Source organism: Endozoicomonas sp. ALD040, from assembly GCF_049275945.1.
GTDB lineage: Bacteria > Pseudomonadota > Gammaproteobacteria > Pseudomonadales > Endozoicomonadaceae > Endozoicomonas_A.
In genome coordinates this window covers 3,633,267-3,648,537 of record NZ_CP184829.1, presented here as the reverse complement: position 1 = coordinate 3,648,537, position 15,271 = coordinate 3,633,267, and the positions used below count along the sequence as shown (strand labels likewise).

Genomic DNA, 15,271 nt, shown 5'->3' with positions numbered 1-15,271 from the left:
ATCTATCCTTCCTCTCTGTAAGCCAGAAGACAGGGATAGAATTATTAAACACTCACTCTTTGCTGTACTGCTGTTACTGTCGTTGTCTGTCACCTGTCAGGCTAACCCCTTGACAAAATGCTTTGTTATCGAGCCTGAACAAAGTGCAGATTCTTCAAACCAGTATTTTTTTATAAAGCTTGACCGAAGAACTTTGTCAGACAGCCCGTCTGATATTGCCAACACAAACGGTTATACAGAACCCGATTCACCGCCTGATGAAAAACGACACAAACTTTACAATAACGAGATGAAAACGACCCTGATTGAGTCGATTTCCTGGCTACCTCTGGAAGCAGTTATCACTGTCGGCTGGCTTTTAAAAAATTATTGGAACCCGGGCTCACAGTTGTTTTATCCCATCAAACAACAAGAGGCGAGTCCTAATCACCCGTTTGCCATCACCACTCTGATGCCTGGCTCTGAACAGGACCAACCACAATTTCAGCCATCACAATCATCGGGTCAGCATACCCCACATGCGGCTAGTTATATTACAGGCTATTACACCAGCCTTCTGTATTCAGACTCTGGCAGCGGTAATGAAGACCCTGGACAATACCTGCATACTTTGGGTTTAAATTGTTTTATCTATCCATGCAACGGTGTTTGTCGATTTCGACAATCTTACGACCCATCCAATAGCGGAGCGCTGGTTTGTGAAAAAAGTTCGACAGACAACACTGGATCACCCCCTGTATCAGACTCATACCCCCATTTCGCTGATACACACTGCTTTGGTTGTACGTCTGTAGACGGTGTCGCGTCAAACTCTATGGTTGCAGGGGCAGCCGACTCATGGCTCCCTGCCGGACAGGCAACTTGTAGCGTGATCCAGGTCGGAGATGATGGTCAGGTGCGGCAATGCAAGAAAGTATTCAAGAATAAAAAATATCTGTTGTTTCACAGAAGCAGATACCATACCGGGCAAAAAGCCTGTGTCCTGACATCAGTCGGAGAGGATGGCCGGCCAAGACCCTGTGGGAAGGTCTGCAAAAATACTCAAGCCCTGTCGAGTCACAAACACAGATACCATAGCGGGCAAAAAACCTGCAACTTGATCGTAATCGGGGAAGATGGCCAGAAACGGCCGTGCGGGAAGGTCTTCAAGAATGCTGTCGATCTGTCAATTCATAAAATCAGCACTCACTACGGGCAAAAAACCTGTTATGAGCCCGTTGTCAGGGAGAATGGCCAGACACAGCCATGCGGAAGGGTCTGCCAGAATCCTAAAGCCTTGTCTAATCACAAAAGAAATTTCCACAGCAAGCAACAAACCTGTGATGCGATCGTTGTCGGGGAGGATGGCCAGCTGCGGCCATGCGGAACGGTATGTCAGAGTGCTAAAGCTTTGTCGAATCACAAAAACAATTACCACACCGGGCAAAAAACCTGTGAAATAACCGTGGTCGGCAAGGATGGCCAGCTGCGGCCGTGCGGGAAGGTTTTAGGGAGTGCTCAATCTCTGTCCGCTCATAAAAGCAGCATCCACACCAGGCAACAAACCTGTGACCTATCAGTAATCGGTGCGGATAGCCAACCACGGCCATGCGGAACGGTCTGCCGGAATGCTAAAGCCTTGTTGAATCACAAAAGTAATTTCCACACCGGTCAACAAACCTGTGATATGACCGTTATCGAGGAGGATGGCCAGCTGCGGCCGTGCGGAACGATCTGCAAGAATGCTAAAGCCTTGTCGAATCACAAAAACAATCACCACACCGGGCAACAAACCTGTGAAGTAACCGTGATCAGGGAGGATGGCCAGCAGCGGCCATGCGGGAAGGTTTTTAGGAGTGCTCAATCTCTATCGTGTCATAAAAGCAGCATCCACAGAGGGCGACTAACCTGCGACCTATCAATAATTGGTGCGGATAGCCAACCACAGCCATGCGGAAAGGTCTGCCAGAATGCTAAAGCCTTGTCGAATCACAAAAGAAGAGACCACAGTGAGCCACAAACCTGCACTATGACAGTGGTTGGAAAGAATGGCCTGCAGCAGCCGTGTGGAAAGGCCTTCAGAAACGATCAATATCTGTCGGCTCATAAAAGCAGCGTCCACACTAGGCAACAAACCTGTGGCATAACCCTGGTCGGGGACGACGGTCTGCTGTGGCAATGCAGGAAGGTCTGCGAGAATGCTCATGCCCTCTCGGAGCACAAAAAAAGACATCGAAAACGCAAGCCTGTTTATGTGAACCAGCTCAATAACCTCACTCCTTGAGCTGATACCCGCACTTTAAGGGAGTGTCGCAAAACTCCAAAAACCCGCACCTTCGCTCTGCGTGGGAATACATAACTCTCCAGAAAAATTTTCTTGATCTATCATTTCCTCTTTAAACCAGAAGGCAGAGATATAATTATTAAACACTCACTCTTTCCAGCACTGCTGTTACTGTCTTTGTCTGTCGCCTGTCAGGCTGAACCCTTGACAATATGCTTTGTTATCGAGCCTGAACAGAATGCAGACTGTTCAAACCATAATTTTTTTATAAAGCTCGACCAACAAACCTTGTCAGATAAACCGCCTGACATTGCCGACACAAACGGCTACACGGAACCCTATTCATCACCTGACAAGATACGACGTAAGACTTACAACTACGGGGTAAAAAAGCCCCTCATTAAGTCGATTTCCTGGCATTGGCTATACGCTACGAATCTGCTGGTTACTTATAATTTGATCCTGACCACCAAAGACACCTCTCAATCCCCAACCCCTTATTCATTGCTGCCTCTGGAAGTGATTATCACTCTTGGCTGGCTTTTAAAAAACTACTGGAACCCCGACTCACTGCTGTTCAACCCAATTGAACAACAAGAGGCGAGTCAACATCACCCGTTTGCCATCACCACTATGATGGCTGGCTCTGAACAGGACCGACCACAATATCAGTCATCACAATCATCAGTGCAGCATCCCCCGCAAGTCAATACTCACTTTAAAGGCTATTACACCAGCCACCTGTATTCTGACTCTGGCGGCGGTAATGAAGACCCTGAACAGTACCTGCATACTTTGGGTTTAAATTGTTTTATCTATCCCTGTAACGGTGTTTGTCGATTTCGACAATCTTCCGATCCGTCTAATAGCGTAAACGGGGTTGCCTCAGACGGGGTCATCCTCAACTCAATAGCAGAAGTGGCAGCCGATAGCACCAGCCCCGCCGGGCAAATTACTTGCAACGTGATAGTGTTAGGGAAGGATGGCCTGCTGCAACAATGCGGAAGGGCCTTCAAGAATGCAAAAGTCCTGTCGGTTCATAAAAGCACATATCACACTGGACAAAAAACCTGTGACGCAACGGTAGTCGGGGAGGACTATCAGGAGCGGCTATGCGGGAGGGTCTACAAAAACACTAGAAGCCTTACATATCATAAATACAAATACCACTCCAGGCAAAAGCCTTGTGACGTAGTCGTGGTTGATGAGGATGGCCAGCGGCGACCATGTGGGACGATCTGCATAGGTTATTTTGCCCTGAAACAGCACAAATCACGAAAGCACGCTGCTCAAGAAACCTGTAACGTAACCGTGATCGGCGAAGATGGCCAACCGCAGTCATGCGGGAAGGTTTACAAGAATGCCCTATCCCTGTCATGTCACAAAAGCAACTTCCACTCAGGGCGACAATCCTGTAACGTGAACGTGGTCGGGGAAAATGGCAAACTACGTCCATGCGGAAAGGTTTGCAGGAATGCTCAAGCCTTGTCGTATCACAAGAGATCCTTCCACACCGTGCAACAAACCTGTCATGTAACCGTGGTCGGGAAAGGCGGCCACGCGCGAGAGTGCGGGAAAGTCTTAAATAATGCTCAGTCTCTTTCAGTTCATAAATATACATACCACACCGGGCAACAAACCTGTGATGTGACCGTGGTTGGTGGGGATGGCCAACAGCGGCCATGCAGGAAGGTCTACAAAAATGCTCAAGCCCTTTCGCATCACAAAAGCAGTGTCCACACTGGGCAACAAACCTGTGACGTGGTAATAGTCGGCAAGAATGGTCAGCAGCGGCCATGCGGGACGGTCTGTATGAATGCTCTAGCCCTGAGGTATCACAAAAAAAAAGTCCACTCAGGACAACAAATCTGTGATATGACAGTGGTCGCAGAGGATAGTCAGCAGAGACCATGCAGGAGGGTCTGCAAGAGTAATCAAGACCTGTCGAATCACAAGAGAAGACATCGAAAACGAAAGTCTGTTGATTCGGACCAGGGCGATGACCTCACTCCCTGAACTGACACCCGGCCTTTATGAGTAAGACACAAAAACACACTTATTTTCTTGATCTATCCTTTCTCTCTGTAATCCAGAAGGCAAGGATAGAATTATTAAACACTCAGTCTTTGCGGCACTTCTTCTGACGCTTTTATTACCTGTCGTTTATCAGGCCGAAGCATGTACAAGTCATTTTATTGTCGAGCCTGAACAAAATACAGGCTCTTCAAACGGGAATTTTTCTATAAATGGTGACCGCTACACATTGCCAAAAAAATCCTCAGAGATTGCCGACACAAATGGCCACGCAGAACACGAATTGCCAACGGATAAAAAACGACAGAGTTTTTATATTTACGGAGAAAAAATGCCTCTCACTGAGTTGATTTCGTGGGAATGCCTTTTCACTGCGAATCTGCTGATTGCTAACGAACTGGCTCTAGCCACCAGAGACGCCCCTCTTCGCTCAAACCGCTATTCATGGATACCTTTGGAAGCGGTTACCACTGCCGGTTGGCTTCTAAAAAATTATTGGAATCGCTATTTACCTCTGTTTAACCCGATTGAACAACAAGAGGCGAGTCAAAATCGCCCGTTTGTAATCAACACTATGATGCCTGGTTCTGAGCAGGATCAACCTCAATATCAGCAATCAGAACCATCTGGCCAGCGTGCCCTGCAAGCCACCACTCACATTAGAGGCTATCACACCAGCCTCCTGTATTCAGATTCTGACGAAGGTAACGAAGACCCTGAAGGACAACTGCATACTTTGGGTTTAAATTGTTATATCTCTCCCTGTAATGGTGTTTGTCGATTCCGACAATGTTTAGATCCATCCAGTAGCGCAGGGTTGGTTTGTGAAGAAAGTTCAACAGGCTACGCAGAAGTAACATCCGGACAAAGCTCATGCCCCCAACTGGCCAGTAATGCCACCGGCCCTGCCCAGCAGGCAACTTGTAATGTGATAATGTTCGGGAAGGATGGCCAGCTCCGACAATGCGGGAAGGTTTACAAGAATAAAAAAATTCTTTTGTCTCACATAAGCGGATACCACACCGGGCAAAAAGCCTGTGACGCAATAGTGACTGGGGAGGATAACGAGCCGCAGCTATGCGGAGCGTCCTACCAGAATGCCAAAACTCTGTGGTATCACAAAAGCGTTGTCCACAGTGGGCAACAGACCTGTGTCGTAAACATAATCGGGGAAGATGGCCAACAGCGACCATGTGGAAAAATCTGTGAGAGTATTCGATCTCTGACGGTTCATAGAAGCAGATACCACACCGGGCAAAAAACCTGTTACGTAAACGTTATCTGTGAGGATGGCCAAGAGCGGCCATGCGCAAAGGTATGCATCAATAATGCTGCCCTGATGCACCACAAATCAAAAGATCACTGCACACAACAAACCTGCGGCATAACCGTGATCGGGGATGATGGCCAGCCGCAGCCGTGCGGAAAAGTATGCAAGAGTTATCGATCACTGTCATCTCACAAAAACTACTTCCACACCGGGCAAAAAAACTGTGACGTGATAGTGGTTGCTGAGAATGGCCAGCAGCGAGCATGCGGAAAAATCTGCAAGAATTCTCATGCCCTCTCGGAGCACAAAAGCAGCAACCACTGCGAGCGGAAAACCTGTAACGTGACCGTGGCTGGAGGGGATGGTCAGCAGTGGGCATGCGAGAAGGTCTGCAACAACGCCAGAGCCCTCCGGGAACACAAAAGAATATTCCACACCGGGCGACAAATCTGCGACATGCCAGTAATGGGAAAGGATGGTCGGTCGCGACCGTGTGGGAAGGCCTTCAAAAATGCCAAAGCCATAATGGATCACAAAGGAAGAATCCACACCGGGAAAAAAAACTGTGACTTAATAGTACTCAAAGAGGATGGTCAGCTGCAGCAATGCGGTAAGATCTGCAAGAATGCTCATGCTCTCTCGGAGCACAAAAGAAGACATCGAAAACGCAAGCCTCTTGATGTGGGCCAGCAAGATGACCTCAGTCCTTGAACTGACACCCGCTCTTTTATGAGTAAGGCACAAAAACACACTTACTTCCCTGGTCTATCCTTCCCCTTGGTAAATCAGAAGGCAAGGATAGAATTATTAAACTCTCATGCTTTGCAGCACTGCTGTTGCTGATACTGTCATTATCTGTCTTCTGTCAGGCCGAGCCGTTGACAGAGCCTTTTATTGTCGGATCAAACGACCATACAGTGTCTGATTTGCCATTGGATGACAAACGACACAGAAATGACAATTACAGAATAAAAATAAACTTCATTGACTCGATTTCATGGCAATGGCTTTACGCCGCGAACCTTCTGGTTACTCTTCAACTGATCCTGTCTAGCAAAGACGCCTCTTTAAGCTCCAATCTTTATCCATGGCTATCTGTAGAAACGATTATCGTTGTTGGTTGGCTTTTAAAAAGCAATCGGTCCCCTGATTCAGCGTTGTTTATGCCTCTTGAACAACAAGCGAGATTTATGTTGACAGAGGTGGATCTCTCGTTTGCGATCAACACTATGATGCCTGGCTCAGAACCTAATCAAGCACAGGCCCAGCCCTCAGAATCATCCATCCAACAAGCCCCACAAATCACAACCTACCCTATAGGCTATTTCACCAGTCTACTGTATTCTGACTTTGATGACGGTAACGAAGCCCCTCAACAACACTCACATACTTTGGGTTTAAATTGTTTCGTCCATCCCTGTAATGATGTTTGTCAATTCCGAAAATCTTCAGATTCATCCGATAGCGGAGCGCTGGAATGTCGAGAAAGTTCGGCAGACCACACAGGCGCAACACTCGAACAAAGCTCAACCCCCCATCAAACTAATACACAATTTGATAGCTTCGACTCTACAGACGGAGTCGCCTTAGACGGGGTCGCCTTAGACGGGGTCGCCTTAGACGGGATCGCCTTAGACGGGATCGCCCTGAACTCAAAGGTTACTCTTCTGGCCGATACAACTAATCCCCCGCAGCAAACAATCTGCAGAGAGTTATTAGTCGGAAAGGATGGCCAACTGCAGCAATGCGGGAAGGTCGCCAAGAATGAAAGAGCACTTTCATCTCACAAAAGCAGTTACCATACCGGGCAAAAAACCTGTGAGCTAACCGTGGCCGGGGAGAACGGACAACGGCGGCCATGCAAGATGACCTGCCAGAATGCTCAAGCCCTCTACGCTCACAAAAAAATCGTCCACAGCGGGCAAAAAACCTGTGACTTTACTGTGGTCAGGGAGGATGGCCGAAAGCGGGTATGTGCCATGGTTTGCAAGAATGCTCAATCTCTTTGGAATCACAAAAGCAAAAACCACGGCGGGGAACAAACCTGTAGAGCGACCCTGGTCACAGAGGATGGCCTGCAGCAACCATGCGGGAAGATCTACAAGAATTTTCAGGCTCTGTTTTATCACAGAAGAAAAGAGCACACCGGGATACAAACCTGTAACACAACCGTGGTTGGTGAGGATGGCCAGTCGCGGCCATGCGGTATGACCTGCAAGAATCTCGTAGCCATTGGGATTCACAGGAGCATCTTCCATTCCGGGCAACAAACCTGTGACGAGGCATTAGTCGGGAAGGATGGCCAGCAGAGGCCATGCGGGACGGTCTGTAAGAATGCTTCAATCCTCTCGGTTCACAAAAGCAAAGTTCACAGCGGGCAAAAAACCTGTGATGTGGCAGTGGTCGAGAAAGATGGTCAGCAGCGACCATGTGGGAGGGTTTGTAAGAGTGCCCATGCCCTGTGGGATCACAAAAGCAAAATCCACAGCGGGCAAAAAACCTGTGACGCAACGGTGGTCGTTGAGGATGGACAGCAACGACCATGCGGAAAGGTTTGCAAGAATGCCAGAACCCTGACGAATCACTATAGAAGAGACCACAGCGGGCCAAAAGCCTGTGAAGTGACAGTGATCGGGGAGGATGGTCAGCAGCGGCCGTGCGGGAAGGTCTGTGAAAATCTCCAAGCCCTGTCGAATCACAAAAGAATTCATCGAAAACGCAAGCCTTTTGATGTGAATTTAGACAATGACCTTAATCCTTGAATGGACAACTTCCTTTTCATGAGAAAGTTACAAAAACACACTTATTTTCTTGATCTATCCTTCCTCTCTGTGTAACAGGAGGCAAGGACAGAATGATTAAATACTCACTCTTTGTAGCACTGATGTTGCTGTCGTTGTCTGTCATCTGCCAGGCCAATCCATTGACGAGACGATTTATTGTCGAGCTTGAACACAATACAGATTCTCCAAACCAGAACTTTTCTGTAAAGCCTGACGGGCATATTTTGTCAGACAACCTGCCAGACATTGCCGGAAAAAACGACTATGCAGAGACCGTTCTGTCATCAGATGACAAACGACAAAGACCTGAAGAATACGGGGTAAAACGCTCCTTATTGGATCGATTTCACGGCAATGGCTTTACGCAACAAATCTCCTGGTTGCATACGAACTCATCCCGATCACAAGAAACACCCGTGAAAGCTCCCACCATTGTTCATGGGTACCTGTAGAAGCGGCTATCGCTGTCGGTCAGCTTTTAACAAACTATTGGAACTCGTATTCACTGCTGTTTAATCCGATTGAACCAAGAGAGGCGAGTGAAAACCACACGTTTGCAATCACCACTATGATGCATGATTCTATAGATGACCAACAATAAGGCCAGTCATCAGAATCATCCGGCCAGCAAGCCCCACAAGTAACTAACCATTGTGCAGGCTCTTTCAATCATTTCCTTTATTCTGACTCTGGTGAAGGGAACCAAAGCCCTCAACAACACTCACATACCCTGGGTTTGAATTGTTTCGTCCATCCCTGCAACGGCCTTTGTCAATTTCTACAACCTCCCGATTCATCCGATAGCAGAGCAATCAAATCAGTAGAAATCTCGAAAGACTGCACAGGAGCCACACCCAAACCGGGATCATGCCCCCATTTAGGCAATAGACGACTGTAGTTGTAACTCTGTAAGTGGGGTCGCCTCAAATCCGATGGCTGCAGGATCAGCCAATACAGCTCCCCCAGCCGGGCTGGCAATCTGCAACGTGATAGTGTTCAGGGAAGATGGCCAGCTAATGCAATGTGGGAAGATCTACAAGAGTAAAAAATCACTGTCCTCTCACAAAAGCAACCACCACACCGGGCAACAAATCTGTGACGTAACCCTGCTTAGAGAGGATGGCCTGTCTCACCAATGCGGGGCGATCCGCAAAAGCGCTAAAGCCATGTCGGATCACAAAAGCAAATACCACAGCGGACAGAGAACCTGTGAAGTAAAAATGGTCGGAGAGGATGGCATTCAGCGACTATGCGGGATGGTTTGCAAGAGTACTCAGAGCCTGTTGGATCACAAAAGAAGAAACCACAGCGGGCAAAAAACCTGTAGCGTGGTCATAAACGGGAAGGATGGCCAACAACGTCCATGCGGGCTGATCTGCAAGAATGCTTCAGTCCTTTGGAATCATAAAAGAAGAAACCACTCCGGGCAACAAACCTGTAGCCTGCTCGTGATCGGGGAAGATGGCCAGCAACAACCCTGTGGAAAGGTCTGCAAAAATGCCATGGAGCTGAGGAATCACAAAAGAACACATCGAAAACGCAAGCCTGTTGATGTGAATTGGGGCAGTGGCCTTAATCCTTGAACAGACACTCGCCTTTCCATGAGCAATATACAAAAACACACTTATTTTCTTGATCTATCCTTCCTCTCTGTACACCAGAAGGCAGAGATAGAATTATTAAACACTCTCTCTTTGCAGCGCTGCTCTTGCTGTCGTTGTCCGTCATTTGCCAGGCCAAGCCATTGGTAAGACGTTTTATTGTCGAGCTTGAACAGAATGCTGATTTTCCCAAACAGCACTTTGCTATAAAACACGACTTGCGTATATTGTCGGGCCCTCCGTCAGGCATTGTCGACGAACACGGCTATGCAGAGCCCGGGTTGCCATCCCATAACAAACGACATAAACCTGACAGTTACGGAGTGAAAACCACCTTCATTGACTCGATTTCGTGGCAATGGCTCTGCACCACTAACCTACTGATTGCTTATGAACTGATCCTGACCAGCAAAGACAGCTCTCTATGGCGAAACGCTTATTCATGGCTGCCATCAGAAGCGGCTATCACTGTCAGTTGGCTCTTAAAAAGCTATTGGAACCCCAATTCAACGCTGTTTAGCCCGATTGAACAAAAAAAGGCGATTCAGGATCATCCGTTTGCGATCACCACTGTGATGGCTGGCTCTGAACATGTCTCACAACAAACCACACCATCAGAATCATCCGGCCAGCCAGTCCGACAGACCATCACCTTCCCTAAAAGCTATTTCACTCAACTTCTTTATTATGATTCTGCCGACGGTAACGAAAACCCTCAACAGCACTCACATACTTTGGGTCTGAATTGTTTCGTCCATCCCTGTATTGACATTTGCCAATTCCGACAATCTTTGGATTCATCCAAAAGTTCAACAGACCACACAGGATCAACACCCGGACAGAGCTCATGCTCTCATTTGGCCAATGCACACTGTTATCGTTGCAACTTTAAAAATGGCGTCGCCTCAGACTCAGAGAATACAGGGGTAGCCCATACAACTGGCAATGCCGGGCAATTAATCTGCAACATGATAGTGTTCGGGAAGAATGAGCAACAGTCGTCATGCGGGAAGGTCTGCAAGAATGCTCGCGCCCTGGCGGTCCACAAAAGATCACTCCACTGCGGGCAACAAACCTGTAACCTGCCCCTGGTCGGGAAGGATGGCCAACTGCAGCTATGTGGAAAGGTTTACAAGGGTAAATACGCCTTGTCGGATCACAAAAGAAAAGCTCACACCGGGCAACGAACCTGTAACCTTACCGTGATCGGGGAGGATGGCCAGCGGCGGCCATGCGGAGTGCGCAGCAAGAATCTACAGGCCCTGATGTCACACAAAAGAAGATACCACTGCGGACAAAAAACCTGTGACGAGATTGTGACCGGGAAGGATGACCGGCAACGGCCATGCGAAAAGGTCTTCAAAAATGCTTTAGACTTGTTTAATCACAAAAACAGGGACCACGCCGGACAAGAAACCTGTAACGAGATCATGATCAGGAAAGATGGCCAGCAAGGGCCATGCGGGAAGCTCTTCAGGAGCGCTAAAGCTCTGTCATCCCACAAAAGAACCCATACCGGGCAAAAAACCTGCGAGATGACCGTAGCCGGGAAAGATGGTCAGCGATGGCAATGCGGAAAGGTCTGCAAGAATAAAAAAGTACTTTCAACTCACAAAAGCCAATACCATACCGGACAAAAAACCTGTGTCGTAACAGTAGTCAGGGAGGATGGCGAAAAGCAGCCATGCGGAACAGTCTGCGAGAATGCTTATGCCCTGATGAATCACAAAAAAATACTCCACTGCGAACAACAAACCTGCAACCAGACCGTGGCCGGAAAAAATGGCCAGCTGCGGCCATGCGGGAAAGTCCGCAAAAATGCCAAGGCCCTGTTGTATCACAAAAGAGTAGCTCACAGCGGGCAACAAATCTGTGACCTAACCTGGCTTGGGAAGGGCAACCAGCGAGAGCTATGTGGGAAGGTCTTCAAGAATTTACAATCACTGTCGTCTCACAAAAGCAGCGCCCACAGCGGTCAAAAAACCTGTGCCGTAAAAGTGCTCACAGAGGATGGCATTGAGCAACTATGCGGTTCGGTCTGCAGAAGTGCTCAAGCCCTTCTGGATCACAAAAGCAGAGTCCACAGCGGACAACAAACCTGTGACAGTATCGTGGTGGGAGAAGATGGCCAGCAGCAGGCATGCGGCAAGGTCTTCGGTAATAGTAACTCTCTGTCATCTCACAAAACCAGATACCACAGCGGGCAAAAAACCTGTAGCCTGGCCATTGCCGGGAATAATGGCCAGCAACGGCCATGCGGAATGGTCTGCAAAAATACTCAGGCCCTGTCGGACCATAAAAGAAGAGACCACACCGAGCAAAAAACCTGTAACCTGCCCGTGATCGGGGAAGATGGCCAGCAGCGACTTTGTGGGAAGGTATACAAACATGCCTTTGAGCTGTCGAATCACAAAAAAACACATCGAAAACGCAAGCCTGTTGATGTGAAGTGAGGCAATGACGGGAGTGAAGCCGGGAACGACGGAAGTGTTCCCGATGCTCCCAGTAACCTGATTCTTGCCTCAAGACTCGTGCTGACTGTCCTGTGAGGTTTGTGCTACGCGAGCTTATTGAAGATCTGGATTAGCATGTCTTCAATCTTGTCAAAACGACGGTCATGATCCTCTAAATAGTTTTCAATCTTGTCAAAACGCTGGTCAACCTTCTTAAAACGTTGATTAACCTCCTTAAAACGCTGGTCAACCTCCTTAAAACGTTGGTCAATCTTGTCAAATTTCCGATCATGTATTTTCAGGTGAATCTCTAATTGCTGATATGACCGAAGCATAAACGATAAGCTATCGCTTAAGCTTGCGGTCACTTTCTCCCATTTGTCTTGTTGTTCTTCCAGTACCGTGACTCTTGACTCAAGGCTCATACTGCCAGTCCCATGTGGTTTTTTGTTTGAAAATTGAGAATAGCAGAAACTCCCCCTTCCTCGAGGAAGATACAAAAACACACTTATTTTCTTGATCTATCCTTCCTCTCTGTAGACCAGAAGGCAGAGATAGAATTATTAAACACTCTCTCTTTGCAACACTGCTGTTGCTGTCGTTGTCGGTCATTTGCCAGGCCAAGCCATTGGTAAGACGTTTTATTGTCGAGCTTGAACAGAATGCTGATTTTCCTAAACAGCACTTTTCGATAAAAAACGACTTGCATATATTGCCAGGCCCCCTGTCAGACATTGCCGACAAAAACGGTAGTATTGAACCCAGTTTGTCATCAGATAAAAAACGACAGAAAACTTGCAGTTACGGGCTGAAAACGCCCCTTATTGAATCGATTTCATGGCAATGGCTTTATGCCGCAAATCTGCTGGTTGTTTTTGAACTGATCCTGACCACCAAAGACGCCCCGACGGGGTTCAACCTTTATTCATCATTACCCCTGGAAGCGGTCGTAGCTGTCGGATGGCTTTTAAACAACTATCGGAACCCTGTGTCATCCTTATTCAACCCTTATGAACAACAGGAGGCGAGTATAAATGACCCGCTTTCGATCATCACTATGACGCCTGGTTCTGAACGCAACCCATCACAATATCAGACATCACAATATCAACCTTCACAAGCATCTGGCCAACAGGCTCCGAGAACCACCCCCTATCCCGAAGGGTCTTTTACCAGCCCCTGGCATTCTGGCTTCGGTGACGATAACGAGGACCCTCAATCACATCGACATACTTTGGGTTTAAATTGTTTCGTCTATCCCTGTAACGGTGTTTGTCGATTCCGACCATCATTCGATAATGCACATTCATTGAGTGCAGTGGCCGCCTGTACTGTAAAAACCCGACCACTGACGATGTTTTGGCATTTACCCGTCACCACCGATGATTTGCTCATAATCAATGGGTTACTCAATCTGGGTAGTCATGGTCTTGCCGAAAAAAACCCGTTTTCCATTTCGCTAATCCATTGCACTCCCCCGGCAGAAACTTTGGAAGCACAACAAACAACAGCATCAACCCAATGGAATCAAAACCTGATTCATCCTTCCCGGACAGCCCAGGCAGCAGCTGATAAGATTATATTCACGACATCAGACAATAAAGACTCTCAGACGGACGACATTGAATCGGCAGAGACTTCATCTTCGGGTTGTCTCCCTTACACAGGCGCTAACCATTGCCAACAAGGCCTTTTGGATCAAAAAAAAAGAGACCACTCCGGGCAACATATCTGTGTCGACAAACTGCTTGGGGAAGATGGTCAGCAACGACTATGTGGAAGAGTCTGCAGCAGTATCAAAGCCCTGTCAGATCACAAAAGAAGACACCACTCGGGGCCTCGAACCTGTTGCGAGACGGTGCTCGGCGAGGATGGCCAACCGCAACTCTGTGGAAAAGTCTGTAAAAGCATCAAAAACCTGTCAGATCACAAAAGAAGACATCACACCGGACAACAAACCTGTGCCCAGACAGTGCTCGGGAAGGATGGCCAACCGCAACTCTGTGGAAAGGTCTGCAACAATATTAAAGCCCTCTCAGATCACAAAAGAAGACACCACTCCGGGCAAAAAATCTGTGGCGAGACAGTGCTCGGGGAGGATGGCCAACCTTGTCAATGCGGAAAGGTCTGCAAAAGTAGTCAAATCCTGGCGGAACACAAAAGAATAAGTCACAGCGGGCAAAAAACCTGTGACGCAACCCTAATCGGGAAAGATGGCCAACTGCAGCCGTGCAGGCGGGTCTTCAAGAATGCTCATGCCCTTTCGGCTCATAGAAGCTTTATCCACAGCGGGCAAAGAACCTGTTCCGTAACCGTGGTCACAAAAAGTGGCCAGAAACGACCATGCCGGATGCTCTGCAAGAATGCTCAGAGCCTGGCGGATCACAAAAGAAGAAACCACACAAGGCAACAAACCTGTGACATGCTCGTGGTCGGGGAAGATGGCATGCAGCAGCCATGCGGGAAGCCCTGCAAGAGTGCCAAAGTCATGTCGGACCACAAAAGAAGAAAACACGGTGGGCAACAAACCTGTAACTTGACCCTGGTTGGGGAGGATGGAATGCAGAGGCCATGCAAGACAATCTGCAAGAATCCCGCTGCTCTGTCGACTCACAAAAGCAGTGTCCACAGCGGACAAAAAACCTGTGACTTGAACATGGTCGGGAAGGATGGTCGACAGCGATTGTGCAGGAAGATCTGCAAGAATGCTCAAGCTCTGCGGGATCACAAAAGAACACATCGAAAACGCAACCCTGTTAATGACAGCCGGGACGATGACTTCAGTCCTTGAACAGAGACCTGCCCTTTCATGAGAAAGACAAAAGAACACGCCTGTTTACTTGATCTATTCTTCCTCTCTGTATACC

Annotated in this window: 9 protein-coding genes; 8 read left to right on the top strand and 1 reads right to left on the bottom strand. The window is 48.0% G+C overall.

Translation table 11 applies throughout. The features are described 5' to 3' along the window. Nucleotides 1-82: 82 nt before the first annotated feature. From ACOJUN_RS13355 to ACOJUN_RS13325, 7 genes are all read left to right on the top strand, one after another. The gene (locus ACOJUN_RS13355) at nucleotides 83-2,263 is read left to right on the top strand and encodes a hypothetical protein (protein ID WP_422132435.1); all 2,181 of its coding nucleotides are present in this window, start codon (nucleotides 83-85) and stop codon (nucleotides 2,261-2,263) included. Between the two features lie 93 nt (nucleotides 2,264-2,356). Beyond that, a complete protein-coding gene (locus ACOJUN_RS13350) occupies nucleotides 2,357-4,279 on the top strand; it encodes a hypothetical protein (protein ID WP_422132434.1) in 1,923 nt (640 codons plus the stop codon). A 247-nt stretch (nucleotides 4,280-4,526) separates the two neighbouring features. Then, nucleotides 4,527-6,278 carry a hypothetical protein gene (locus tag ACOJUN_RS13345; protein WP_422132433.1) on the top strand — a complete coding sequence of 584 codons (1,752 nt, stop codon included), beginning with the start codon at nucleotides 4,527-4,529 and terminating at the stop codon, nucleotides 6,276-6,278. Nucleotides 6,279-6,403: 125 nt separating this feature from the next. After that, nucleotides 6,404-8,329: a hypothetical protein gene (locus ACOJUN_RS13340; RefSeq protein ID WP_422132432.1), complete on the top strand. Its 1,926-nt coding sequence runs from the start codon at nucleotides 6,404-6,406 to the stop codon at nucleotides 8,327-8,329. A gap of 92 nt (nucleotides 8,330-8,421) precedes the next feature. After that, entirely contained in the window at nucleotides 8,422-8,802 is a 381-nt protein-coding gene (locus tag ACOJUN_RS13335; RefSeq protein WP_422132431.1) for a hypothetical protein, read from the top strand. A gap of 480 nt (nucleotides 8,803-9,282) precedes the next feature. Beyond that, nucleotides 9,283-9,933: a hypothetical protein gene (locus ACOJUN_RS13330; protein ID WP_422132430.1), complete on the top strand. Its 651-nt coding sequence runs from the start codon at nucleotides 9,283-9,285 to the stop codon at nucleotides 9,931-9,933. Nucleotides 9,934-10,058: 125 nt separating this feature from the next. Beyond that, complete coding sequence (locus ACOJUN_RS13325; RefSeq protein WP_422132429.1) at nucleotides 10,059-12,404, top strand: hypothetical protein; 2,346 nt, start codon at nucleotides 10,059-10,061, stop codon at nucleotides 12,402-12,404. A gap of 104 nt (nucleotides 12,405-12,508) precedes the next feature. Here the strand turns inward: ACOJUN_RS13325 and ACOJUN_RS13320 are convergent, their stop codons facing one another. Continuing rightward, nucleotides 12,509-12,829, bottom strand: coding sequence for a hypothetical protein (locus tag ACOJUN_RS13320; RefSeq protein WP_422132428.1), 321 nt, complete (start codon nucleotides 12,827-12,829; stop codon nucleotides 12,509-12,511). A 176-nt stretch (nucleotides 12,830-13,005) separates the two neighbouring features. Here ACOJUN_RS13320 and ACOJUN_RS13315 point away from each other — a divergent pair, with 176 nt between their 5' ends. After that, a complete protein-coding gene (locus ACOJUN_RS13315) occupies nucleotides 13,006-15,195 on the top strand; it encodes a hypothetical protein (protein ID WP_422132427.1) in 2,190 nt (729 codons plus the stop codon). Nucleotides 15,196-15,271: the final 76 nt, after the last annotated feature.